General features: G+C 35.9%; 28 protein-coding genes and 1 riboswitch. Of the genes, 1 reads left to right on the top strand and 27 read right to left on the bottom strand.

Annotated elements, in window-relative coordinates; genetic code table 11:
- Positions 1–12 precede the first annotated feature (12 nt).
- The 26 genes from flhB to Q7P22_RS06355 form a co-directional block, all read right to left on the bottom strand.
- Complete coding sequence (gene flhB, locus Q7P22_RS06480) at positions 13–1089, bottom strand: flagellar biosynthesis protein FlhB (protein ID WP_303862147.1); 1077 nt, start codon at positions 1087–1089, stop codon at positions 13–15.
- 107 nt (positions 1090–1196) lie between these two features.
- A complete protein-coding gene (gene fliR, locus Q7P22_RS06475) occupies positions 1197–1943 on the bottom strand; it encodes a flagellar biosynthetic protein FliR (RefSeq protein WP_303862144.1) in 747 nt (248 codons plus the stop codon).
- A gap of 8 nt (positions 1944–1951) precedes the next feature.
- Complete coding sequence (gene fliQ, locus Q7P22_RS06470; RefSeq protein WP_303862142.1) at positions 1952–2218, bottom strand: flagellar biosynthesis protein FliQ; 267 nt, start codon at positions 2216–2218, stop codon at positions 1952–1954.
- A gap of 10 nt (positions 2219–2228) precedes the next feature.
- Positions 2229–2933: a flagellar type III secretion system pore protein FliP gene (gene fliP / locus Q7P22_RS06465; protein WP_303862162.1), complete on the bottom strand. Its 705-nt coding sequence runs from the start codon at positions 2931–2933 to the stop codon at positions 2229–2231.
- A 64-nt stretch (positions 2934–2997) separates the two neighbouring features.
- Positions 2998–3372, bottom strand: a complete 375-nt coding sequence (locus Q7P22_RS06460; RefSeq protein ID WP_113919304.1) for a flagellar biosynthetic protein FliO — start codon at positions 3370–3372, stop codon at positions 2998–3000.
- Between the two features lie 12 nt (positions 3373–3384).
- Positions 3385–3852, bottom strand: coding sequence for a flagellar basal body-associated protein FliL (fliL, locus tag Q7P22_RS06455; protein WP_303862140.1), 468 nt, complete (start codon positions 3850–3852; stop codon positions 3385–3387).
- 1 nt (position 3853) lies between these two features.
- Complete coding sequence (locus tag Q7P22_RS06450) at positions 3854–4552, bottom strand: OmpA family protein (RefSeq protein WP_303862137.1); 699 nt, start codon at positions 4550–4552, stop codon at positions 3854–3856.
- Positions 4545–5348, bottom strand: a complete 804-nt coding sequence (locus Q7P22_RS06445) for a motility protein A (protein ID WP_303862134.1) — start codon at positions 5346–5348, stop codon at positions 4545–4547. The genes Q7P22_RS06450 and Q7P22_RS06445 overlap by 8 nt, the downstream gene beginning before the upstream one ends.
- Positions 5348–5548: a flagellar FlbD family protein gene (locus Q7P22_RS06440; RefSeq protein WP_113919308.1), complete on the bottom strand. Its 201-nt coding sequence runs from the start codon at positions 5546–5548 to the stop codon at positions 5348–5350. The genes Q7P22_RS06445 and Q7P22_RS06440 overlap by 1 nt, the downstream gene beginning before the upstream one ends.
- 302 nt (positions 5549–5850) lie before the next feature.
- Positions 5851–6768, bottom strand: coding sequence for a flagellar hook-basal body complex protein (locus tag Q7P22_RS06435; protein ID WP_113919309.1), 918 nt, complete (start codon positions 6766–6768; stop codon positions 5851–5853).
- A gap of 69 nt (positions 6769–6837) precedes the next feature.
- A complete protein-coding gene (locus Q7P22_RS06430) occupies positions 6838–7212 on the bottom strand; it encodes a TIGR02530 family flagellar biosynthesis protein (protein WP_113919310.1) in 375 nt (124 codons plus the stop codon).
- Positions 7209–7646 (bottom strand): flagellar hook capping FlgD N-terminal domain-containing protein, encoded by a 438-nt coding sequence (locus tag Q7P22_RS06425; RefSeq protein ID WP_303862121.1) that lies wholly within the window; start codon positions 7644–7646, stop codon positions 7209–7211. The genes Q7P22_RS06430 and Q7P22_RS06425 overlap by 4 nt, the downstream gene beginning before the upstream one ends.
- A 12-nt stretch (positions 7647–7658) precedes the next feature.
- Positions 7659–9407 carry a flagellar hook-length control protein FliK gene (locus Q7P22_RS06420; protein ID WP_303862118.1) on the bottom strand — a complete coding sequence of 583 codons (1749 nt, stop codon included), beginning with the start codon at positions 9405–9407 and terminating at the stop codon, positions 7659–7661.
- Positions 9408–9711: 304 nt separating this feature from the next.
- On the bottom strand, positions 9712–10146 hold the full coding sequence (fliJ, locus tag Q7P22_RS06415; RefSeq protein ID WP_207657408.1) for a flagellar export protein FliJ: 435 nt from the start codon (positions 10144–10146) through the stop codon (positions 9712–9714).
- 41 nt (positions 10147–10187) lie between these two features.
- Complete coding sequence (gene fliI / locus Q7P22_RS06410) at positions 10188–11489, bottom strand: flagellar protein export ATPase FliI (RefSeq protein WP_303862159.1); 1302 nt, start codon at positions 11487–11489, stop codon at positions 10188–10190.
- Positions 11490–11502: 13 nt separating this feature from the next.
- The gene (locus tag Q7P22_RS06405; RefSeq protein WP_113919315.1) at positions 11503–12219 is read right to left on the bottom strand and encodes a FliH/SctL family protein; all 717 of its coding nucleotides are present in this window, start codon (positions 12217–12219) and stop codon (positions 11503–11505) included.
- Between the two features lie 40 nt (positions 12220–12259).
- Complete coding sequence (gene fliG / locus Q7P22_RS06400) at positions 12260–13267, bottom strand: flagellar motor switch protein FliG (protein ID WP_113919316.1); 1008 nt, start codon at positions 13265–13267, stop codon at positions 12260–12262.
- A gap of 11 nt (positions 13268–13278) precedes the next feature.
- Positions 13279–14874 (bottom strand): flagellar basal-body MS-ring/collar protein FliF, encoded by a 1596-nt coding sequence (gene fliF / locus Q7P22_RS06395; protein ID WP_303862108.1) that lies wholly within the window; start codon positions 14872–14874, stop codon positions 13279–13281.
- Between the two features lie 29 nt (positions 14875–14903).
- Positions 14904–15266: a flagellar hook-basal body complex protein FliE gene (fliE, locus tag Q7P22_RS06390; RefSeq protein ID WP_303862104.1), complete on the bottom strand. Its 363-nt coding sequence runs from the start codon at positions 15264–15266 to the stop codon at positions 14904–14906.
- Positions 15267–15464: 198 nt separating this feature from the next.
- Positions 15465–15899 carry a flagellar basal body rod protein FlgC gene (gene flgC / locus Q7P22_RS06385; RefSeq protein ID WP_113919319.1) on the bottom strand — a complete coding sequence of 145 codons (435 nt, stop codon included), beginning with the start codon at positions 15897–15899 and terminating at the stop codon, positions 15465–15467.
- Positions 15900–16190: 291 nt separating this feature from the next.
- Positions 16191–16577: a flagellar basal body rod protein FlgB gene (flgB, locus tag Q7P22_RS06380; protein ID WP_303862100.1), complete on the bottom strand. Its 387-nt coding sequence runs from the start codon at positions 16575–16577 to the stop codon at positions 16191–16193.
- Positions 16578–16841: 264 nt separating this feature from the next.
- A riboswitch (cyclic di-GMP riboswitch) is annotated at positions 16842–16919 on the bottom strand.
- A gap of 222 nt (positions 16920–17141) precedes the next feature.
- Positions 17142–17513: a hypothetical protein gene (locus Q7P22_RS06375; protein WP_303862097.1), complete on the bottom strand. Its 372-nt coding sequence runs from the start codon at positions 17511–17513 to the stop codon at positions 17142–17144.
- Positions 17498–17860 carry a flagellar export chaperone FliS gene (gene fliS, locus Q7P22_RS06370; RefSeq protein WP_113919322.1) on the bottom strand — a complete coding sequence of 121 codons (363 nt, stop codon included), beginning with the start codon at positions 17858–17860 and terminating at the stop codon, positions 17498–17500. The genes Q7P22_RS06375 and fliS overlap by 16 nt, the downstream gene beginning before the upstream one ends.
- 400 nt (positions 17861–18260) lie before the next feature.
- Complete coding sequence (gene fliD, locus Q7P22_RS06365) at positions 18261–19655, bottom strand: flagellar filament capping protein FliD (protein WP_113919323.1); 1395 nt, start codon at positions 19653–19655, stop codon at positions 18261–18263.
- Between the two features lie 4 nt (positions 19656–19659).
- Complete coding sequence (locus Q7P22_RS06360; protein WP_113919324.1) at positions 19660–20028, bottom strand: flagellar protein FlaG; 369 nt, start codon at positions 20026–20028, stop codon at positions 19660–19662.
- A gap of 410 nt (positions 20029–20438) precedes the next feature.
- Positions 20439–21914, bottom strand: a complete 1476-nt coding sequence (locus Q7P22_RS06355) for a flagellin (protein ID WP_303862090.1) — start codon at positions 21912–21914, stop codon at positions 20439–20441.
- A 288-nt stretch (positions 21915–22202) separates the two neighbouring features.
- On the opposite strand from Q7P22_RS06355, the gene Q7P22_RS06350 reads away from it, so the two are divergent.
- Entirely contained in the window at positions 22203–23009 is an 807-nt protein-coding gene (locus Q7P22_RS06350; RefSeq protein WP_303862087.1) for a hypothetical protein, read from the top strand.
- Between the two features lie 856 nt (positions 23010–23865).
- On the opposite strand, the gene Q7P22_RS06345 is transcribed toward Q7P22_RS06350, so the two are convergent.
- On the bottom strand, positions 23866–24033 hold the full coding sequence (locus tag Q7P22_RS06345) for a hypothetical protein (protein WP_303862085.1): 168 nt from the start codon (positions 24031–24033) through the stop codon (positions 23866–23868).
- Positions 24034–24226: the final 193 nt, after the last annotated feature.

Raw genomic sequence — 24226 nt, 5'->3', positions numbered from 1 at the left:
TCTCTATTGGTTTTAAATCTTATATTTGTTCTTTTTTTGCATTTGATATACAATTGCTAGTATTTCTGCAACGGCTTTATATAAATCCATTGGAATGAAATCTCCTATTTCAACCCTTTTATACATAGCTCGAGCCAAGGGCTTATTTTCTACAATAGGAATTTTGCCTTCTTTGGCTTTCTCCTTAATCTTGAGAGCTATATAGTCTGCGCCTTTTGCCACCACAATAGGGGCATTATCCTTTTCTCCATCGTATCGTATGGCGACGGCAATATGGGTTGGGTTTGTCACCACTACAGTTGCAGTGGCAATATCGTCCATCATTCTACCCATGGCCAATTGCCTTTGCCTCTGTTGCCTTGCTGATTTAATTTGAGGATTTCCTTCCATTTCCTTGTATTCATCTTTAATTTCTTGTTTACTCATTCGCAAATTCTTTTTATGGTCAAACTTCTGAAAAACATAGTCGACAAGAGCTATAATTAGCATAATGACTCCTATACTTATACTTAGTTCTCTGATAAAAGACATAATAAAGAGAAAAATCTTCTCTGTCCCTATACTTCCACTATTTAGTATTTGTTTCCCGGATTCTTCTAAATTCTTAAAAGTCAAATAAAAAACTAGGATTAATTTCATTAAATTCTTTAGCAATGTAACAAAAGCTTTTTTTGAAAAGATATTCTTAAAACCTTTTATAGGATTTATTCGACTAAAATCAGGTTTTATGGTCTCACTAGTAAATAAAAAGCCTGTCTGAATCAAATTGCTCACAATTCCTACAACAACAGCTATAAGGGCAAAAGGAAGTACAAGCATAAAGTAGTGAAATACTCCATTTGTAAATAAACTGTTCATATTCTCCATATTGACATTGATGGTGTAGCCAATCTTTAATGAATTCCTCATATAAGCTAGTCCATTCGAGAATAGATACTGGCTTAAAGTCAGCAAACCCATTGTAAAAACCAAGAAGGATATGGCAGCATTTAAATCATTGCTCTTTGCTATTTGACCTTTTTTCTTAGAATCTCGAACCCGCTTGGGGGTAGCCTCTTCCGTCTTTGCATCCTTATCTACATCTGGCACTTTTCACCACCACCCTTTTTTGTTCTACCTTGTGCGTTCTAAGTAAAAGCACCTAGGGTAGGAGCTAGGATTATTATCTCGTCTTTAGGTCGTATTGGTTTTACTTACTACCTTAAAAAACTCTCTACATATCCTGGAATCATCCCAATGATGCCCCCAACCGAACTCATCACCCAGGACAAAATCATCAGAAATGCAATAAAGCTAACTACTGCTTTTAAGGGCATTCCTAGCATGAGCACATTGATTTGGGGTACTGTCTTGGATATGATGCCTAATGCAATATCTGTCACTAAGACTACAATAATCATAGGAACAGACAAATTTAATCCTAATTCAAATGCTATTCCAAAGAGCTTTACAATACCTTCTGGATTGAATTCGTTCAATACTACTGTCCCTAAAGGAACGTATTGAAAGGACTTTACAAGTGTTTCAATGACTGCATGATGTAGATCCAGTACAAAAAAGAGGCTAATGCTGAGCCAATAATACACTTTTCCGTAATTGGAAGCGGAGGTCCCTGATAGAGGATTGTATACAGAAGCCATGGAAAATCCCACTTGAAAGTCTATGAGCTGCCCAGCGATTTCTGCTGCTGCAAAAATCACTTTAGAGATAAAACCAATAGCTACACCAAGAAGCACTTCTTTAAAACTGAGGAGTAAAAAATGCAATAGCTCATTTCCAATCTCTATTTCAGGTGTGATAGAATAAACTAATACTGTAAAAACAAAGGATAGCGACACCTTTAATATATTTGGAAACCCTTTATATGAAAAACCTGGACACACAACTATAAAAGAAGTGATGCGAAGGAATATGAGAATTAATTTTTGTAATTGAATAATCATCATATTTCCTAACTAATAGTAGGAATCAATTTAAAAAGATTCCCAGTAAAAGATATTAACGTATTCAACATAAAGCTTCCAAAAACGATTAAAGCCACCATTACAGCTACAATCTTAGGTACAAAGCTCAAGGTTTGCTCCTGTATTTGAGTTGTGGCTTGTAATATACTAATAATAAGTCCAACAATTAAGGCAATGATCAGGACTGGTCCTGATACAAAGACAATTGTAAAAAAGGCATTTCTCATAATGTCTAATACTAATGTTTGAGTCATCTTATCACCTCTATACAAAACTTTCTATTAAAGATTCTACTACTAAGTACCAGCCATCAACTAAGACAAATAATAAAATCTTAAAGGGAAGAGAAATCATTACAGGCGGCAACATAAACATTCCCATAGACATGAGTATACTTGCCACAACCATATCGATTACTAAAAAAGGAATATATATAATAAATCCTATACTAAAAGCCGTCTTTAATTCGCTAATGGCAAAAGCAGGAATTACAGTAGTTAAAGGAATATCCATAGGCTCTTTAATATTTTCTATACCTGATGCCTTGACAAACAGCGCCAAGTCCTTTTCCCTAGTTTCTTTTAACATAAACTCTTTAATAGGGATTTCTGCTATATCCATTGCCTCTTCTTGCGTAATCTCCTCATTTAATAATGGAGTGATAGCTTCATCCATGACCCGTCCATAAATAGGTTGCATAATAAAGAATGTCAAAAACAGGGCAAGTCCAATAAGCAATTGATTTGGCGGCGTTTGTTGAGTTCCTAAACCACTTCTAAGAAAGGATAACACTACGATAATTCGGGTAAAACAAGTGGTCAAAATCAAAATAGAAGGTGCTAATGAGAGAACCGTCATAAGTATTAATAGTTTTACAGTATCTACCGTCGCTTCAGGGTTTTCTTCTCCATCACCAAATACGATTCCCAAAACGCTATCATTTTCTGCAAATGTCACCAAAGGATTCATGGCCATTATTAGTAATACAAGTATTAGAACTACAATCCATTTTTTTGTTCGTTTTCTAGTCAATTTATTTCCTCGCTCTAAAAGCACTATGTAATTTATTTTTGATTTGCATCTTGTTTTCCATCTTTAAAGCCATATGAACAATCTGTTCTTGATTTATTTTCTTTTCTTCAATGATCTCTAAGACATCCTCTTTATTTAATTCCTTCAGTATTTTGTTCTCACTACCTGTAAAACTCATCAGATAATAAGAGCCACAAATCTCTACAATGTTCAAAGATGAATTGTTACTCACAGAAACCCTCTCATGGACTTTAATCATCTTATTTTGTTTATTCATATGCTTATTTACATATTTTAGCGTAATATTTGCCAGCGCTATAACTGCAATCAGCACAAATATCGTTTGGACAACAGAAAAAAAAGCATTATAATTCACTTTTTCACACCCTTACTGAACAACCAAATCTATAAAGTAGACTCCGTTAATCATATCCCTATTTAATGCCTCATTTAAATTTGTTACCATTTCTGTTTTTATATTCGATATATTTCCATTATCTAAAATTTCAGTAGCCGTTTTTTCACGTAAATCCGCGATGATTACGTCCCTTAATTTATTCACATTTGCTTCAATCACTTCTACATCATTTTTGTCTTTACACATAAGAGCAACTTTTACTTTTATATAATTTTTTACATTGTTTTCAGGCCTTAAATTTAAGACGAATTCATCTAATAAAACGGTATATTCCTCTTTTGGCTCAGCGTCTTTTGAACCAAAAACATCTAAATCTCCACCTAGCATATAATACCCTATTGCCAAAACGAGACCTATTAGCACCAACAATAATACAATAATGATGATAGCGACAAGCCTTTTTGATTTTGTTTCTGAACTTGCTTCTTTCTTTGCCACTTTAACCCTCACTTTCCTCTTCAAAGACGATTAATATATTAACCCTTCTATTTGCAGCTCGATTTGTTACGCTGTCATTGGGAACCATGGGTCTGTATTCTCCATATCCTGTTGCAGAAATTCTTTTTGCATCTACTCCCTGTACTTCTGTTAGATACCTTACTACAGAAACGGCTCTCGCAGTAGAGAGCTCCCAATTAGTTGGATAATCCCCTCCACTTGGAACATCATCCGTATGACCTTCTATGACAATATCATTATCAAAATTATTAATGATACCTTCTAACTGTTGAAGGATTGTGAGACCACTATCTTTGATTTCAGCACTTCCCGATTCAAATAAAATAGCCTCTTTTATATCTACATATACGCCCTGTTCATCTGCAGTAATAGAAACTTGCTCCTCTAATCCCTGTTGTAAGACGTATTCATTTACCTGATCATAAATGGCTTGTTGACCTCCACTTAATATGGGCATATCTCCTTCTGCGCCCTCAAAGATAGAGTCCTGTGCGTTACCACTACCTGATAAAGCCAATTGAAGTGATGAACTAACATGTGCAAATTTTTCAGAATCGACGGAGGACATAGAAAACAGCAATATAAAAAAGGTCAACAGCAAAGACATCAAATCAGAAAATGTGGTCAACCACTCTCCCGAACCACTGCTACTTTCCTTTTTTCTTCTCCTCCTACTCATAATTGCTCGCCTCTTTTGTTAAATCAGCAGCATTAGCTAATTCCTTTTTCTCTACTGGAGATAAATATGTAAGAAGTTTATCTTCTACCACTCGAGGATTGCTGCCCCTTTGAATTGCCAATACACCATCTATAATCATCTCACCGGTGTAGATTTCTTCATCTGTTTGCACAGCTAGATTCGATGCAATAGGAATAAAAATCATATTCGCTAGTAAAGAACCATAAAATGTAGTAATTAAGGCAACAGACATACCACTACCTATCATACTAGGATCTTCTAACTCCGCCAACATAACAACTAACCCTATAAGAGTACCTATCATACCGAAGGCTGGAGCAAATTCGCCCCATTTTGAAAACACAGCTTGTCCAGACCTATGGCGATCTTCTAAGGCATCTAATTTGGACTCCATAATCTCCTTTATATTATCTGGCTCTACGCCATCAATAACCATTTGTAACCCAGAAACTAAAAATTCATTATCAATAGCTGAAATATCATCTTCTAATGCCAACAATCCATCCTTTCGAGCTTTTCTCGCAAGATCTGTAAAGATCGTAACCAGCTCTTTTCTATTATTGGGAGGGGATGATATCAATTTTTTTATCATAATAGGTATCTTCAAAATACTCTTTATGGGAAAGCTAATAATTAAGGCGCTAAAGGATCCAAATACAGTGATTACAATAGCTGGAAAATCATAAAAACTGGAAAGATCTCCATTCTGACTAATAGACCAAAAAACCAATAACGTTCCAACGACTATACCTATTAAGGGTGTTTTGTTCTTCATTACTCTCCTCCTGTTGCACCCCTATAAATGCGCCTTTTGTAGTCTACAATCTTTTCTACAATGTCATCTGTTTTATCTATTACCCGTAAGATTTTACCATCTGTCAATGTGATGATTGTATCAGGGGCTTGTTCAATTTTATATATCAACTCACTATTTAAGCAAAATTCTTTTCCATTTATAGTAGTAAGTACAATCACAATTCTATCTCCCCTTACGTGTTTAAGTGTTGTATTTGTTTTAGCGGAAAGCGGAAGTTTAGGTCACCAATGGTGACCGTAAGGCGGAACGGTGAGGCACCGTTCCCTACAATTTATCTCCAACATTCAACATCCAATGGTCATCTCTAACTTTCAACAGCCGCTAATCATCCTCAGCGTAGCGAAGAATCTTAGACCCAAAAGCTCGACCCAAGCATTATCTCGCCTCTAGGCGAGTTGGTTTTGCTGACCACCTGACCACCTGACCACCTGACCACCTTACCACCTTACCACCCAATAAACTATCTCTTCAAATTAATCAACTCTTGCAACATCTCATCGGAAGTAGAGATGGTTCTTGAATTGGCTTGATATGCTCTGCTTGTAACGATCATCTCTGTAAACTCTGTTGCCAAGTCTACATTCGACATTTCTAGAGAGCTTTGGCGAATGTAACCATAGCCTGGGCTTCCTGCTTTTCCGTTTTCAGGGATACCAGAATTCTCTGTAGCTAAGTATGTGTTGCCTCCAGCTTTCTCTAAACCTGCAGTATTGCTAAAGCTTACTATTCCAACCTGCCCGAGTACATGAGATTGTGTTATGTTTACACCATCGCTGTAGACGCCGACAATTTTACCAGTTCTATCAACAGAAAAACTCTGAAGTTCAAGAACTGTTCCTCCAACAGTCAGTTCTTCTGGAATCGTTAATGGTTTTAGCTGAGTTGGATCGTGGATAATTGTTTGCGCAGTCGTTGGAAAAGTATCTAATATACCATCAGCATTACTATCTGTACCATCTGTATAACCTAATACTTTGTGACCACTACCTGTTACAAGATTTCCAGCATAATCCTTATAAAGCGCACCATCTCTTGTGTAGCTTACAGATAGTCCATTATCCTCGGATACTGCAAAAAAACCATTCCCTTCTATTGCAAAATCCAATTCTCTATTAGTAGATTGTAACGAACCATCTGTCATTATGGTATCAATAGCGCCTACTTTTACACCTAAACCAACTTGTTGTGGATTGACACCACCAGAACCAGCAGTAGGAGCTTGTTCATTGGATATGGTTTGACTTAACATATCCTGAAAATTTACTCTGCCTGATTTAAAGGCTGTCGTATTTACATTGGCTATATTATTTGCAACTACGTCCATCTTTGTTTGAAAGCTCTTCATTCCTGTTACACCTGAATACAGTGATTTTATCATCTTACTTCCTCCTAAATGTGCTCCGCTTCAATCAGTCAGCGGGCTTCGGCTTCCATAAGGTCCAGCCGTTTATTTTACTACAATTGCACTATCAATATTAGTTACTACATCCATCTCTTTATTCTGCATAGCAGTAATAATAGTTCTATTACTTACACTGGCGATAAAAGCCATATCCTTATAAATCATCAAGCTTTCCTTTGCACCCTTTTTTTCTAGGGTATCCATGGCTTGATTTAGTCGAGTTAGATCTCCATCATTTAAGCTTATATGCCTTTCATTTATCCTTTGCTGAGCATGAGCAGAGATTTTTATTTTATCTTCCTTTTTGCCAATGCTATCTTGTAATACCTTTTGAAAATCCTTGCTATTTGTTTTAGCACTTTTCGTATCTGTGCTATGAATGGGTGGGATAAACTGTCCTCGATGAATTCGAAAACTCATTTGCTCACCTCTGGATTTGAAACTTCTACTATTGAGCCTAAGTAGTAGTCTTTTCCTTGTACTTGAATAATTCCATAACCGCCTTCAAATTTGACTTTTTCTACATTACCTGTAATATGATTGCCTTCTCCATCTGATAAAGTTACTTCTTTCCCCATAAGGCTAAAAGCATACTGTTGCTGTCCCATTAATGTGAGGATATTTAAACTGTCTGAAATCTTACTCATCTCATCTAGAACAGAAAATTGTGCCATCTGAGAAATGTAATCCGTATTGCTTCCACTTCCTCCACTGCCTCCCATGGGATTTTGATTACTGATTTCAGCAGCCATAATTTGAAGAAAGTCCTCTGTGGATAGACTGCCTCGATTATTGGTTTTAGTGCTATCATTAGCTGTAGTTTGCCCAATGGCAATACCATTTCGTATCTCCATATTTTCCCTCCTTTATGCTAAGATACTTATCTGTCTACTTCCTGATGATTTTGATTCACCATAAGAAAGCTCTGGTGATGTGGTTTTTAGATCATACCTTGTTTTTACATAATGATTTTTATGCTGATGGGGGTTAGAATCTCTGTGAGCACTGCCGTCCCCTTGATCATTTAAATCAATATGTACTTCATCTAATTGAATATTTTGTCTGTTTAAATTATCATTTAATTCACTTAGTTTACTTTGAAATAATTGTTTGACAGATTCATTATCTACTAGAATCTTTGCCATAACTTTACCCTCTTCTAAATGAAGAATCACATTAACAGTACCTAGCTCTTCAGGATAAAGTTTTACCTTCATTACACTAGTGTCTCCATCAGACGTAGTCTCAATAAGCTCTATAATAGAATCATTAACCTTTTGCAGATTTTCATTAGAATATTCACCTTCTAATGAATTCATCATAAATTCGTTAGAAGTAATTTTTAATTCTTTCATAAAAGGATCTACTATACCAGTTTGTGTTACTTCATGAGTCTCTGTAGTCAAATTGTCCTGAAAGTCTGTATTTATTTCATTACCATCGATTTTCACAGCACCTTTATCATTTACTTCTAAAGTCCCTTTTATATTGTGAATATCTAATGTAGTAGGCGCTTGGCTAAGGATAGAGTTTTCTACTTGATTTAAGTTCACACTCTGTCCTAAATTGGCTGTACGAGTTAGCTTGTCTGCACTTTTCATATTGTCTATCGAACCACTAATAATTTGCGTCCTAGCTTCTATATCTTCTACATAGTCTATCTTGGCATTACAACCATCCTGTTGCTCATGGATGAGTAATCCATCCTCATTACTTGTCTTAATACTGCCTACAGGACTATAGTAATTCGAATTGATGGTGTCTCTAACTTGTTCTTTCGTTTCACTAGAAATCTTCTCAGGTGCAAAAATCGTTTGTGGCAGCTCTTGATTTTTTTCAGGGCTTACTCCTTCAAGTGCTTCAGCAATGGTGTTCTTCATAGGATTCACTTTACCATTACTTAATGGACTATTATTTTGTTCAGAAGGTATCTCCATTTTAATTCTCCCAGCAATAGAAAGGTATTCTTGTCCATTTTCACCCTTTTGAATCTGATGATATGGCAAGTAATTCGTAGGAGCACTCTCTGTTTGTGTATTACTGTGTTCATTCACATTGTTCGTCAGCTCTAGAGCTTCTGGACTTGATGTAATAAGGTGTTGTGGTTTGATTGTATTTAGCTCATTTATATTTTCTATAGCTACTGTCTCTACTTTGCTGGTGATTAACACATTATTGTCATTAGGTAAAGCATTTTGTAGCCCTATATAAAATGGATTGTACAGAGTGTTTTCTTGGTAATGAACTAACTTTTGATCATCCTCCGATGGAAACTCCATCTCGCTTAAAGTCTTCCCAGCTATATAAACAGCCTCTTCATCAGATTTAAGAGGTTGTATATCAATCTGCACATCATGCCCTGTTGACGAGTTGTCCTGTACATCTGTCAGAGATGAGCTTGAAATCATATTATGCGATCTTTTCATCAGCTTGCTATTTTCTTGAATAGAGTCTTGATTTATAGAATTTGTCTCGGCATCTCCTAAGTGGTTGTAATGGGGAGCTTCTCCATTTAATATATCAACAAGCAACTGCTCAAAAGCTACAGGATTGGCTGTATTAGACTTCTGGATTTTTGTACCTGGCAATATGATTTGGATGTTTTCGGTCTTCACTTTTTTCACCTCCTTTCGTTATCGTTATAAGTTGTAAGTTCTATGTAAAAACCTAGGTGTGCTAATCGCATATGAGGGATCGCGCCATTCAAAGCGTAGCGAAGAATCTCACAAACTAACTATTAAGTTGTACATCATATATTAGAAAGACTTTATAATCCTTTTATATATTCATTGGACACTGAAAAATGAACACTGAACATTGAATAGTACAAATATGCGACTATTTACTTAGGTTTTATATACTCCTAATTGTTCATTGTTCCATATTCATTATTCATTGCGACGTAAGTCGCATATTCGCTTACCACCTTACCACCTCGTATTTTAGCACCGCCATCTCATCTAAATTCTTCTGCTCTATCGCCTTTTCACTGTCTTGGTACGCTTCAAAGTCTTTTTCTTTGAGCTTTTCTATAATCTTTCGGTCTTTTTGGGCGGAGATGAGTTCTTGGCGGGCTTTTTCTAGGTTTTTTCTTGATTCTTCGATACATATTAATTGAGCTTGTATCCTTTTTTCTAACCATTCTTTGCATAGGTATAGCTGTCTAAGTTCTACAATGTTTTTACATCGATTTGATTTTAGCTTTATGCTGTCTTCTTCTGTTCGGAGTTCTATAAGTTTGGACTTTTGCTTCATTAGGTCCCGTTGCATAGATGCAAAGTTTTCCATTGAGGTCTTTTCTTTATTTGCTCGTAATTCTAGTACTTTTTCCATGGAAAATTTATAAGTTTTCATCATTAACCTCGTTTAGTTTAATGTCATTATCATTATTAGCTCTATTTCATGGCTTCCTCTAACAATCCTTTTGTGTCTTCATAGGAACAATACTCTTCTACTCTTTGTCTTAAAAATGTATTGATTCGATTATTAAGTTCAATTGCTCGATCTATTTTAGGATTGCTTCCACTTACATAGGCACCTACATTGATTAGATCTTCGGATTCTTGATAGGTTGCCAAATTTTCTTTTAGCTCTCCTGACAAAAGATAATGATCTTCTGAGACGATTTCTTTCATAATTCTACTGATGCTATTTTGAATATCTATTGCAGGAAAGTGATTCTTTGCGGCGATTTTTCTCGATAAGATAATATGTCCATCTAGTATTCCTCGAACCGAATCGGAAATAGGCTCGTTCATATCATCTCCTTCTACTAGCACTGTATAAAAGGCAGTGATGGATCCGGTTTTGGCCATACCACTTCTTTCTAGCAATTTCGGTAATTTTGTAAAGACCGAAGGAGTATATCCTTTCGTCGTTGGAGGTTCTCCAGTTGCCAAACCAATCTCTCTTTGTGCCATGGCAAACCGCGTGACAGAGTCCATCATGAGCATGACTTTTTTACCTTGATCTCTAAAGTACTCTGCAATAGCAGTAGCTACGAACGCTCCCTTTAATCGGACTAATGGGGGCTGATCTGAAGTAGCACATACGACAATTGATTTTTTATAGCCTTCTGGACCTAAATCCTTTTCAATAAACTCTAAGACTTCTCTTCCCCTCTCGCCTACAAGGGCTATAACATTTACATCAGCTTCACAATAGCGAGCAATCATCCCTAGCAAGGTACTCTTGCCCACACCACTACCTGCAAAGATTCCAATTCTTTGACCCTCTCCGCAAGTGAGTATGCCATCTATGGCTTTGACCCCTGTGCTCATGATTTGTTCAATCTTTCTTCTCTCAAAGGGATTAGGTGGAGACCTGTCTACGTCGTAAAACCCCCCTTCTATTTCAAAATTGCTGTCAATAGGTCTTCCTAAGCCATCCAAGGTATGTCCTAAAAGCTGATCACTTATCTGTACTTTTAGGGCACTTCCTGTAGGTTTTACGATACATCCAGGTCCAATCCCTTGTAAATCGTCTAAAGGCATTAGGAGTACACTATTGTCTTTAAAACCAACTACTTCCGTTAGAACGACCTTGTCAGAGGATTGAATGTATATTTCACATATCTCTCCCATAAATACATCTAAGCCTTCTACCTGTATGATCAAGCCAATAACGTGAGTTACCTTGCCCATTACAGTATAGTAGTTTTTTTTCTTGATGACATTTCTATAGCGTTCAAAAGGTATCGTAAACAAAGAATCACTCCATGTTTGTAATCTCATGTATCATTGATTTTATTTGTGTTTTAATTTGTAAATCTACAATTTGCCCTTCATCCTCTATGACTACACCATCTTCTTCTAAATTAGAGTCTTCTAAGATGATAAATTTTCCATTAGGGCACATATTCTCTAATTGATATACATTCATCCTTACATGATTTATATTATGAGGATGACACCTGAGAATGATATTCTCTTTCTTACCATACTGCTCAAGAATAGGTTTAATCAATAAGAGGATATTTTGTGAGGATGCATCAATAGTAGTGTGAACAATTGCCTCTGCCATATCCGCTGCCAAACCAATAATTGAGTTTTTGTTGTCGTGGCAATACTTTTTGACTTCCTCTTCTGCTTGTCTTAGCAAGTTTATGGCACTGTTTCTAATAGCTTGACCTTCACCATGTGCCTTTTCCATTCCTTCTTCATAACCTCTGCTAAAGCCTACCTGATACCCTTCGTCAAAGCCCTTTTGGCTGGCTTCACTCTTTATCTTTTCAGCTTCTTCATAGGCATTTTGGAGGATAGATTGTTTTTCTCTTTCTATCTCGTCTAGAAGTTCTCTTTGGATTTTTTCTCTAAGAGTAGTTTCTACTTCACTGCTCACTGTTTCCTGTACCACGGGCTTTTCTTCATCTAGTACAGATGGTATAGAGGATTTTTCATAATCAATCTTCGTATCGATGAGAGACACTTGGCCATTGTCGTAAGCAATGGCATGATTTTTTATAATTTTATAAGATGACAGAATCTTGATCGCCTCTTCCTATTACAATTTCACCTGCTTCATCTAGTCTTCTAATGATGCCTACAATTTTTTGTTGAGCATCTTCAACAGTAGAAAGTCTTACAGGACCCATAAATTTAATGTCTTCTTTTAGCATATCCGCAGCACGTTTTGACATATTGCTAAATACTGTGCTAGATACAATCTCTGATGCTCCCTTCAATGCAAGAACCAGATCTTCATTTGCAACTTCTCGAAGAATTCTTTGAATAGAACCTTTATCCAGATTGACAATGTCCTCAAAGATAAATAGATTAGATTTTATAATTTCTGCTAAATCTGGCTGAGCGTCTTCAAGTGCATTAATGATGTTTTTTTCAGTACTTCGATCTACGGAGTTGAGAATCTCTACTAGTGTTTTTACGCCACCTATAGTCTCTGTATCATTCTCTACAAGGCTAGTAAATTTATTTTCCATAATTTCTTCAATCCTCTTAATGACGATTGGAGAGGTTCGATTGATGGTTCCGATTCTTTCAGCGATTTCCGTCTGCAATTCAACAGGAAATTCGGATAATACTATAGCCGATTTTTCTGGTTGCATATAGCACATAATTAAGGCTATTGTTTGAGGGTGTTCATTTCTCAGCAAATTGGTCAACTGCTGTGGATCTGCTTTTCTCGCTATGGCAAAAGGCTTTTCTTTTTGCTGTATTTGATAGAGAACATCTATGACCTCTTTCGCACGCTGAGCCCCTAGGGCCTTATTTAGTAAATTCTTTGCATAATCTATGCCCCCATCTAAAACGTATTCTTTTGCAGACGCCATATCTACAAAGTCACTAAGAACTTTATGTTTTTCAGCAGGCTCCACATAGTCAATATTTGCAATCTCATAAGTAACCTTTTTAATAATATTATCTGGTAATGATTTTAGTATTTGTGATGATGTTTCAGGACCTAAAGCTATTAGTAAAATAGCTGCCTTCCTTGCACCACTGTTTTTTGTCTGCATTGTCGCCACCTTTACTCTTGAATCCATGTTTTGATTAAATCTGCTACGATCTCTGGATTATCCTTCGCATAATTTTGCGCCTTTACTTCCTTCGCATCTGTTTTTACTTCTATATTTAAAGATTGTTTCGTATCCTCTTCATTTGCCATCCTTAACATCTCCATTGCTGTTGCTTCAGGCTGCAAATCCATCGCTAATTGACCTTGAGCTAGTTCCCTATTAGCAAATAACTCTTTCTGTTTTCTCCTAGAGAAGATGAGTCTAATGAGAGCTATTAATATCACAATTCCAAGGGCACTTAATAATGCGAAAATCACGTACTCACCGTATTTTTCAAATAGACTGCGATTATTTAATTCTTCTAATTCAATGGCTCGTAGTTCTTCTTCTAGCTGTTTTTCACTGGTTTTGTCAAAGATTACACCTTCAACGGTAATGACATCGCCCCGTTCTACATTGTATCCTGTTGCTGACGCCACAATATTTTGTATGCTTTGAATATCTCGATTTGCTAGCTCCCCATCGTAAATAACAGATGTAGTTAATTTATTTACCTTTCCAGGAGCCTTTATCCTTTGGGTTGTGGTAGAGTTTAATTCATTATTTATAGTTCTTTCATAAGTAGAGCCGCTGCCCTGTTGGCTCTCTACTACATTACTTACATTGTCATCTATATTGCCACCGGTAGCATTTTGCATCTCAATAGTATCTCCACTAGCAGATACTTGCTCGCTTCGAAGAACAGGCTCTTGATATGTGATTATTGTGCTTTCTTCTGAATCAAAGTCTAAATCTGCATAGACGGATATTTTTATTTTATCCTTGCCATAAGCACTGCCCAACAAATCATCTAGATTGGATTCAAGCTCTGATTCAAATTGTTTTTTTATTTCTTGATAGCCAGATGCAATATCTGTTGCATTTAATTCAGTATCTTCTTGTAAAAATGCGCTGAGGAGATTGCCCTTTGAATCAATTACTTGAATGTTTTTTTCAGGCAAATTGTCTACTGCCCCAGAAACCAATGAGGCAATGCCTTTGACCATGTCGTTTGTGACTTTTTGATTGGGTTTTACATCTACTATAACAGATGCACTAGCCTCTTTATCCTCTTTTTCAAATATGCTCTTTTCAGGCATCACTAAGTGCACTTTTGCAGACTTTATAGCCTCTAAGGACATAATTGAACGCTGTAGTTCTCCTGTTAGAGCCCTTTGATACATGATCTCTCGATCTTCTTCTGTGGCCATTAAGCCCGTATCATCAAAGATCTCAAAACCGGTGGAATTTTCAGGCATCATTCCATTCATTGCCAATTGCAAACGGTATTCATCTACTTGTTTTTTGTCAATGAGGATATCACTACCGCCATTTTCTAATTTATACTTCATTTTCTTCGTTTCTAGATCACTTACGATATTTCCTGCATCACTAAGTTCTAAATCACTAAATAAAGTAACGTATTCTGTTCTTTGTGTAAAATAGGTATAGATAGAAACAAAGGCAAGAATACTTACTAAAAAAGTAATCATTAAGACTTTTTTCCTCTTGTCAATCTTGTTCCAACCACTCTTTGCTCCATCTAAAACTGCCACAAATCTTTCCATCGTATTAAAATAACTCCTTTACAAGTCAACTATAATTGCATGTTGTTGATTTCTTTATACGCTTCCACGCATTTATTGCGAACTTGAACGGCAAGCTCTAAGGCAATTCGGGCTTCTTCTGTTGCTATCATAACACTATGCAAATCTTCAACTTCACCAGTAATGAAATCTTGTGTTAATTTATCAGCCTTTACCTGGGTATTATTTAATTTTTCAATTTCATTGCTAATAATATCTTTAAAGGAAGAAATTCCTTCAATAGAAGAGTTTTCACTCGGTAAAATGGTAGAATCTGTTTTATTGACTGTAGGTATATTGGCACTTGCTAATGACTCATAACTTATTTGGTTTGTATTAGCTAGAATACTATTGTATAAAGACAATATGTTCATTTATGTTTCCTCAATTCTATTGTTTTTAAGGTGGTAAGCTTTAAGGTGGTAAGGTGGTAAGGAAAAGCATTTTTGCCACCGCTGGTGGCTTAGTGATAGAACGGTGAGCACCGTTCCCTACCCTGTCTCGGCTTATTTTTCTTCCACTTTCCGCTTCAGCTTTCTACTTTCCACCTTTCACTTTCCACTAACCTGAAATCACCCTTTAGAAATTTCCAAGGCCTTTTTTAGTATGCTCTTGCTGGTATTTAAGGCAGTTACATTTGCTTCGTATGCTCTCTGTGTGCTGATTAAATGAATCATTTCATCTACCATATTTACATTTGGCATCATAACATATCCTTCCTCATTAGCATCAGGATGAGATGGATTGTAAACCATTTCGAGATTTTCCTCATCTTGAGCAATGCCAACCACTCTAACACCAGCGCTCTTTTTTTCCATACGTCCTGTAACCTTGCTGATTTCAGTTCTTAATTTCTCTTCAAAGACTACGTCTTTACGCAAATAAGGCCCACCCTCTTCTGTTCGAGTAGTGTTTACATTGGCAATATTTGTAGAAATCGTATCCATCTTTAATCTTTCAAGAGCTAATCCACTTGCGTTAATTTGCATGGAGTTAAACACTGACATATTAAACTAACCTCACTTTAAAAACATTTTAAAAATGTCTTAGTATATTGTTTGTTCTCTAATAGCTAGTCTTCAAAGATCCTTCGCTACGCTCAGGATGACTGGGGCAGGAGCTAGGGCGCTCAGAATGAATGAGCAAGGAGCTTGGGCCTTCGGCACTTAGAGATACGAAGAATCGCCTCTAACCAACTCCCCGGTCATCCTAGAGCGCAGCGAAGGATCTTCACATCAGCCACCAGTGGTGGCTATAAGGTTTTGCTTACCACCTGACCACCTTACCACCTGACCACCTTATTTATTAATTACATAGTTCAAATTAGCGAGCCTAGAATTCAACTGAGCTACTAATGTATTGTAATACAATTCATTAGCTGCTAATTCGGTCATTTCTAAATCGACATCTACATTGTTTCCATTGTCATTTAGAGAAGTAGATTCTCTTTTTTTTACAATAGGTTCTATATCTTCTACTTTCCCAATGCCAAAGTGATTAGGATGAGATTTTTCTAAAGTCACTGCATTTTCATCTATGGCTGTCTTTAGTAAGTCTTCAAATTGAACTTTATTCACTTTGTAATCAGGTGTGTTGATATTTGCAATATTGCTAGATACGGTTCTTTGACGTAAAGAGGACATATCTAATCCTTTTTTGATCAAATCATAACTAAAATTACTCATTGTAAAACCCCTTTTATACAGTTTCTAATACCCATTTTATACAATAGTCTAACGATTGTTGTACAGTTGTTTAATAGCTGTTCCACTTTGGTTAGCAATCGTTAATAATTTAGTACAAATTATTCTAAACTTAAAAGTTTAGTCGTCTATTAGTAAGTTCTATTTTTAAGCTTTCTTATTCTCCCTATTAAACATATAGGTTAAGTTGACTATTTTAAAACAAAGTAGACCTTTTACAATATTACTAAAAATTGACAAAAAAAATATAGCAACTGGCTGCCATCTTGCGAAGGCCCTATAGCTTTGCGTCCTTACCTTTCGATAAGTTTGCCATTGTAGTACATATTATCTTTATATGACATATTATCACAAATTTTTACATCTAACAACAAAAGCGCGAAAAACACATGGATTTTACATGGATTTTCTTTGCGCTTTGGTTTTATTTAACTTGAATAAGATTTAATTTATCGTTCTACCTTAATCGTCTTTTAATGACAACTACGTTTGTGTGTTAGAATGTTGGAAATCAAATTTATTTTATACCTTAAATTTTACGTATACTTAAATATCCTTATCTATAAATATAGCTCTTTTACTGACAGATATATAACTATCTACTACATTATTTCGTTTTTTCACTTGTTTTATAGCTTCTACCAAATTTGCCTTTTTCTTTTGTAAGGACTCCATTAATTCTCTTTGTGCTGTAGCAAGAATATTAATATTTGTGCGATAAACTTCGTCTTCCACATAGGAGCCTTGTTCTTCTTTGACAGCTTCCGTAATCTTTATGACTTGATCAAATTCGATTTTATTCTCCTCAATCAACCCTATACCTGTTTCTATTTCTCCGTCCCAAGATTGAATGTTTGCGATCACCTTTTTTAGAATTTCATTTCTTCGGTTAAGTAAATTTTCTAAATCTGTGCCCATGTGTCTCTCAACTCTTGCAGGTAATTTTTCACTTCAATAATACCCTCTGGATTTTTGTCAATATTAGCACGGACGAGCTTAAAATTCATATACTCATAAAGCTGGTATAAATTCTTGGCAATGTCTCCACCTGTTTCAAAATTTAAGGTAACCATAAACTCATTTATTATATCTTGAGCTTTCTTTAGGTTTGTATTAACCGTTTCATAGTCCTTACTCTCTAAAGCCATCTCCGCTAACTTACAATTTTTTATAGCTCCGTCATATAACATGATCAACAATTTTTTCTTAGGTGCCGTCGTGATTTGATTATTTTTATATACATTGTTTGCATAAGCGTGGTTCATTTTTTTCTCCTTTATGCGGTTATTTGATATATGAGATTTCTAATAGTAATTAGTGCTCTAGCTAATCTGAGTTGTTAGTCGAAAAAAGCTGAATGTGGAAAGCGGAAAGTGGAACTCTCCCTTAGACGAGATTGTGTAAGATCCTTCGCTACGCTCAGGATGACTGAGGTAGTTAGCTTCGGTGATTACACAAGTCTCTGACCTCTTAGATCTAAGCTACTGCTTTGTCATCCTGAGGAGCGCAAGCGACGAAGGATCTTTGACCCCAAAGCTTGACCCTAGCCTCCCACTTCCAACTTCTTACCTCCTGCATCTAAATGCATAGGGAACGGCACCCTCATCGTTCCTCCATTAAGCCACCAATGGTGGCTAAGACGGTTTTGCTGACCACCTTACCACCTTATTTCTTACTCACATTCATCGCATCAATCTGCCCCACCAACCAGCTCATCTGGCTCTCCGCTTCCATCATGGCTACGTCTAAGGCGGTGAACATCTTTATGTATTGGGCTTGTTTCTTTTCCATTCGGAGGTTAAACCGGTCGATTTGATCGTTTAAATCTTCTAAGGTCTTTTCTAAACTCTCTGTCTTGCCTTTGATAATCCCTTTATCAGATGTAATATAGGAATTAATGTAATCATTTAATCGTACGCCAAAACCACTTTCTTCACCTTTGCTGTCCTTACTATTAAAGAAATTTGCTACATTTTGTGGGTCTTTCTCTAAAGCTTCGGTCAATTTACTAGAGTCAAATTGCAATTTACCAAACTTATCTATGGTAGTGACCCCTAGTTCCGAAATATCTTTAATCGTCGTGTTTTCATTACCTATAGTAGAAGTCACCAGATTACGAAGAGAGGAATGAAGCCTCATTAATGTACTATCTCCTGCCAGAGTTCCTCCACTACCTGGTATTTTAGGATCTCCTGCTGCTAGCTTGTCCTCTATAAAAGTCATAGTAGAATTATACTGGTCTACAAAATCCTGTATGGCACCAGATAACTTGGAAGTGTCTAATGATACTTTGACCGTATCGTGTTTTCCTTCTTCGTGGGTATTCTTCAAATGAATGGTTGTATACTGTAAAACGTCCTTGACTTCATTGGAATTTCGCTCTACGCTTACTCCATTAATGGTAAACTTTGCAGTAGTACCTTCTTCAACCTTCTTACCTGCCTCTGTAGTCAGACCAAGTTTTCCTAAGACCGTACTACCCTCAGCTTCTGATAATGTGATGGCACGATTACCTGTTTTTGCATCTGTAAGATAGAGCTGATCGTCAATAATCGTTGCGCTGATACCTGTGTCTTTTGATGCATCATTAATTTTACTGGTGATCTTACTTAGAGAATCCCCTGCTTCAATCGTAATATCTACACTTTTGTCATCACTGTTTTTAATAGTAAAAGTACCACTTATATCTAAAGCCTTGGTGATACCACCCTCAGGCAAAGAAATTTTTCCAGAAAGAACACTAGTGCTCGTCGCCAATCGCTCTACATGTATTTTGTAATCTCCTACAGAAGTATTCTTAGATGCCGTAATAGAAACAGTATTTTCATTCGTAGAAGTAGAAGATTTTGCATTAAGAGTATCGGTTTTCGTTAATGCACTAAGTTTACTATTTAGAGAATTTAGCCTCGTATTAATATCCTTCCACGCATTTTGTTTTGCTGTAAGATTTGTCTTTTTATTCGATAATTGCACCAAAGGCAATTTTTCCGCTTCCATAAGCTTATCAATCGACGTCTGATCGATCCCAGAATAAGACCCTATAAAATTAATTCCTGCCATTATTTCACGCCCTTTCGTCTACTAAAATACCAACCAAATCCCAAATATTTGCCACAAGATCTAATATCTTTTCTGGAGGTATTTCTTTGATGATTTCATCGGTTTGTGTATTGACCAGCTTTACCATAATGCGATTGGTTCGCTCATGGATTTCGAATTTAAACTGCTCTTCATTTCGAAATATTAACTCATTACTATCCTCTACAGCCCTTTCTAAATCCTCTCGGCTGTAGTCACGTGCTTGTCCTTGTTCCTTAGAATAAACCACTAGCTCAGGAGCCTTCCGCTCACTTAAATGATTATCTAAAGATTTGTCTTCTGTTTTTGGTACGGTTTTTTGAGTCTGCGTTATGGGTCGAGTAATATGAATCATAAAAACACCCCCGGTATCAATGAACTTCTTTAATGAATAATGAACAATTGTTGAAACTTTTCGCTTTGCGAAAAGTACTTTTGGAAATTCTCTTCGCAAAATTAAAAGCACATTAGTTCTACGTTTTATGTTGTAAGTTCTAAGTAAAACCTTTAATTACTAATAGTAACTATGTATGCTAATTAAAGCCGGCCCTGCTACTTATGTCATCCCGAGAAGCCTGCAATTCACGTCGTCCTAAGACACCTACTACCCATGTCATCCTGAGGAGCCTGCGACGAAGGATCTTACAATCCTCGCCTCTAGGCGAGATATGTTTTTCAGCTTTCCGCTTTTAAGCTTTTCCCGTCCAACCGTCCAACCTTTTAAAAAAAGCCGACCGCATAACAGTCGGCTTATTTTAAAAACTATTATTGAAGTAATTGAAGTACAGATTGTGGCATTTGGTTCGCTTGTGCAAGCATTGAAGTAGCTGCTTGGCTAAGAATGTTGTTTTTTGTGAAATCCATCATTTCTTTCGCCATGTCTACGTCACGGATACGTGATTCTGCCGCTGTTAAGTTTTCTGATGTTGTTGTTAGATTGTTGATTGTGTGGTCTAGACGATTTTGAGTTGCGCCTAGTTTAGATCTTTCTGCCGAAACAGTTTCAATTGCCTTTTGAATTGTTTCAATAGCGTCACTAGCAGCTGTTTGGCTAGATACATCAATTCCTGCACCAGTAACTGCTTCTTCGTTTATAGTTCCATCAAGATTGAAAGTTGCTTTACCTGCTGTTGTAACACCCAAAGTAATTGTGTTAGACTCTCCATGAGCTAATGTTCCATCTAATGTTAAATTAAATCCTGCAAAATCACCAGTTCCTGCTACAGATGCTGCATCTGCAGCTAAACCTGCAATAACTGAATTAGCTCCAGTACCATCAGAAAGCGTTACAGTATAAGTTGTTGCTACTGCTGCTTCACCAGCGTTTGATCCAACTGCAAAACCAGCAAATGCATCAGTAACTTCTACAGATGAATCCGTTCCTGTAGTTAACGAATTAATTGTAATTTCGCCACCATCCTTAACAGCATATTCCTCGCCAGATGTACCTAAAGTAGCGTTAATTGCATCATTTATTTTTGTTGTTGCACCATCAATGTCATCTGTATCTAACAATGCTACTGTTACTTCTGTACCATCAATCTTTAATTTTAAATCACCAGCTTCTCCAGCATATGTACCAGCTAATTTGCCTGAAGTTGCTAGACTTCCTGCCACTTCAGCTACTGATGCAGTCACTACATTACCATCAAATACAGCGGCACCAGAGCCAGTAACTGTTGCTGCACTAACTGATCCAGATCCAGCTAATGTTGCTTCCATAGAATCACCACTCACTCCAAGTGAGAATGCATCCATAGCATTTATTGAAAGTGATATATCTTGTCCTTTGTTTGCACCAATATGGAATTTTGTGTCTGTAATCCCACCATTAATTAATTTTTGAGTATTAAATTCTGTATTATTTCCAATTCTAGTAATTTCTTTTGCTAGTTCATCTACTTCTTTTTGTATTTCATTTCTATCAACTGCTGTATTCGTATCATTAGAAGATTGAACAGCTAATTCTCTCATTCTTTGTAAAATAGAATGCGTTTCGCTTAAAGCACCTTCAGCTGTTTGAATTAATGAAATACCATCTTGCGCATTTTTAGCCGCCTGATTTAATCCACTAATCTGACCTCTCATTTTTTCAGAGATTGCTAAACCTGCAGCATCATCTCCAGCTCTATTAATTCTAAGACCTGAAGATAACTTTTCCAAAGAACTGCTTTTTGCATTGTTTGCACTTGTTAATTTTGAATAAGTATTCATTGCTGATAAGTTGTTATTAATTCTCATGTGTAATTCCTCCTTGAATTTTGTTTTGGCATCCTTGCCGTTTTTTTTAAAGAAACATTGCGATATTTGCTTCTTGGTGTTTATATCGGAGGAAGTTTGGGGGAGTTAATAGGATGTGGAAAATTTTTTAAATATTTTTGGACATTAATTCGTTTAAATTTAAAGTGATTTCAAGTTATACATATGCATATGTGATATCATAGTTTATGTTATAATATATGAACTAACAGGCGGACTCTTTGAAGTCAGGACATTCCCTGTATTTATACGAAAACTAGAGGTTATGTTATGAATAGAGGTTTTAAATATTTAGTAGATCAGTACGGTAATAGTGGCGCTAGAGAAAAGTTTGAAGAGATATGTTTCAGGTATGTTCAAGAAACATTTGGTCTTGCATACTCTGTGGAATCCTATCCAGGAGACGATGGTATAGATATCTATGTTCAGTATAATGATACTATCGTAGTATATCAATGCAAGTTTTTTATTACTAATATGGGAGATGCACAAAAAAATCAAGTTAGAAAATCTTATAATACATTGATGAACTCTTTACACAAAGATAGGGTTATTAAGTGGATATTATGTATTCCTATAAAATTGACATCAAAATCACACGACTGGTGGATCAAGTGGTCCTCAAAAAAAAGCCAAGAACACGGAATTACCATTGAGCTATTAGATGAAAGTAATCTGATTAGTAATTTGAAAAAATCTAAACTTTATAAAGAATATTTTGAAATAATAGAATTAGATAAAAATGTGTTTGGGTCAATTATAAAAGATGAATATATAAAAAATTTATCTCCAATTATTTACAATATTTCAAATAATAATTTTCAGCACTCCAATATTGAAACAATAATAGCCTTTGAGAATATCGTTAATAAATATAAATTTGATCCTTTTTTTGAAAATAATGATTTGATTATTGGAATAGACTGTTTAACCGAATTAGTATCATCTAATGCTCAAGATGGCGTTATTAATAATAGAGATGTATTAGATACAATTTATTCTGTTAGAGATAAAATTCTAAAAGAATATCAATCTTTATTCTATATAAAGACTCAAGAGACTAAAGAAGATGAGTAGATTAAACCTTGTGGCTCTTCCCGTCATAAGGGGACTTACCAAGGACCAGACTTTCTGATTGACCCTTTAGGGGACATGGCATATGGGGACAGTGACTTTTTACTCCAATATTTTACAACTTATGGACACTAGTTTTATTATAAATGAGACATTTGAGTTGATTTTTTAAATCTTGCCTCTTTTTCATTACGCATAATTAATCTAAACGGTTCATTAGAGAACTTACTTATGACTAGCCCCCTAGGGGACATGTCTCAAGTTCTTACTGTTTACATGCATCATTTAGCCTTTCTACCATATAAAAACCAAACCTCCTAAAAAACACAATACCACTGCTATCTTATTTTATAAAAATAGAGACAAAAAAAGCATGGCAAACACACCACACTTCTTTTTATGAAAAATGTATAGTCAAAAAAATTTCTACAGATAGGATGAGACCGTTTTAGTGGTAATGGTTATGCTACTTGGATCTCTTTCAGTAGTTTCGGAAAAAGATCTTTATACTTTGCTTCTGTACTCAGAAGCTTAAATCCAATATTCGAAAGGATGGCTACACGTCGGCATATCGGGACGGCAGACTGTGTGAAAACAGTGGCTACTATATCTCAAATAGTAAAAATATAGGATATAGGATAATCCTAGGGGACATGTCTCAAGTTTTTACTATTTACATGTATCATTTAACCATTCTACCATATAAAAACCAAACCTACTAAAAAACACAATACCACTGCTATCTTTTTTATAAAAATTCACAAAAAAAAGCATGGCAAGCACACCATACTTGTTTAATGAAGAATGTATAATCAAAAATATTTCTATGGATAAGATGAGACCGTTTTAGTAGTAATGGTTACGCTACTCGGATTTCTTCTAATAATTTTGAAAAGAGATCTTTATACTTTGCTTCTGTACTAAGAAGCTTAAATCCAATATTTGAAAGGATGGCTACACGTGAAAGAGTTAGATTGCCTATTTCTTTACAGATTTCCTTATAACTATAGTTACATAAATTCCTCATTAGAAACACAGCAATGGCTTTGAAGTCGGTGATGTGGTGTTTGTATTTTATCTTTATTAAATCTGGATTTTTTATGTCACAAGCTTGAGCGGCTATTTCGATGACTTGTTGTGGTTTTAAATCTCTATAGTAATCTAGTAATCCTAGGGGACATGTCTCAAGTTTTTACTATTTACATGTATCATTTAACCAT

Origin of the sequence: Alkalibaculum bacchi, from assembly GCF_937875145.1 — a bacterium.
Classification (GTDB): domain Bacteria; phylum Bacillota; class Clostridia; order Eubacteriales; family Alkalibacteraceae; genus Alkalibaculum; species Alkalibaculum bacchi_A.
The sequence above is the reverse complement of the archived record's forward strand: the minus strand, read 5'-3'. Positions and strand labels throughout refer to the sequence as shown.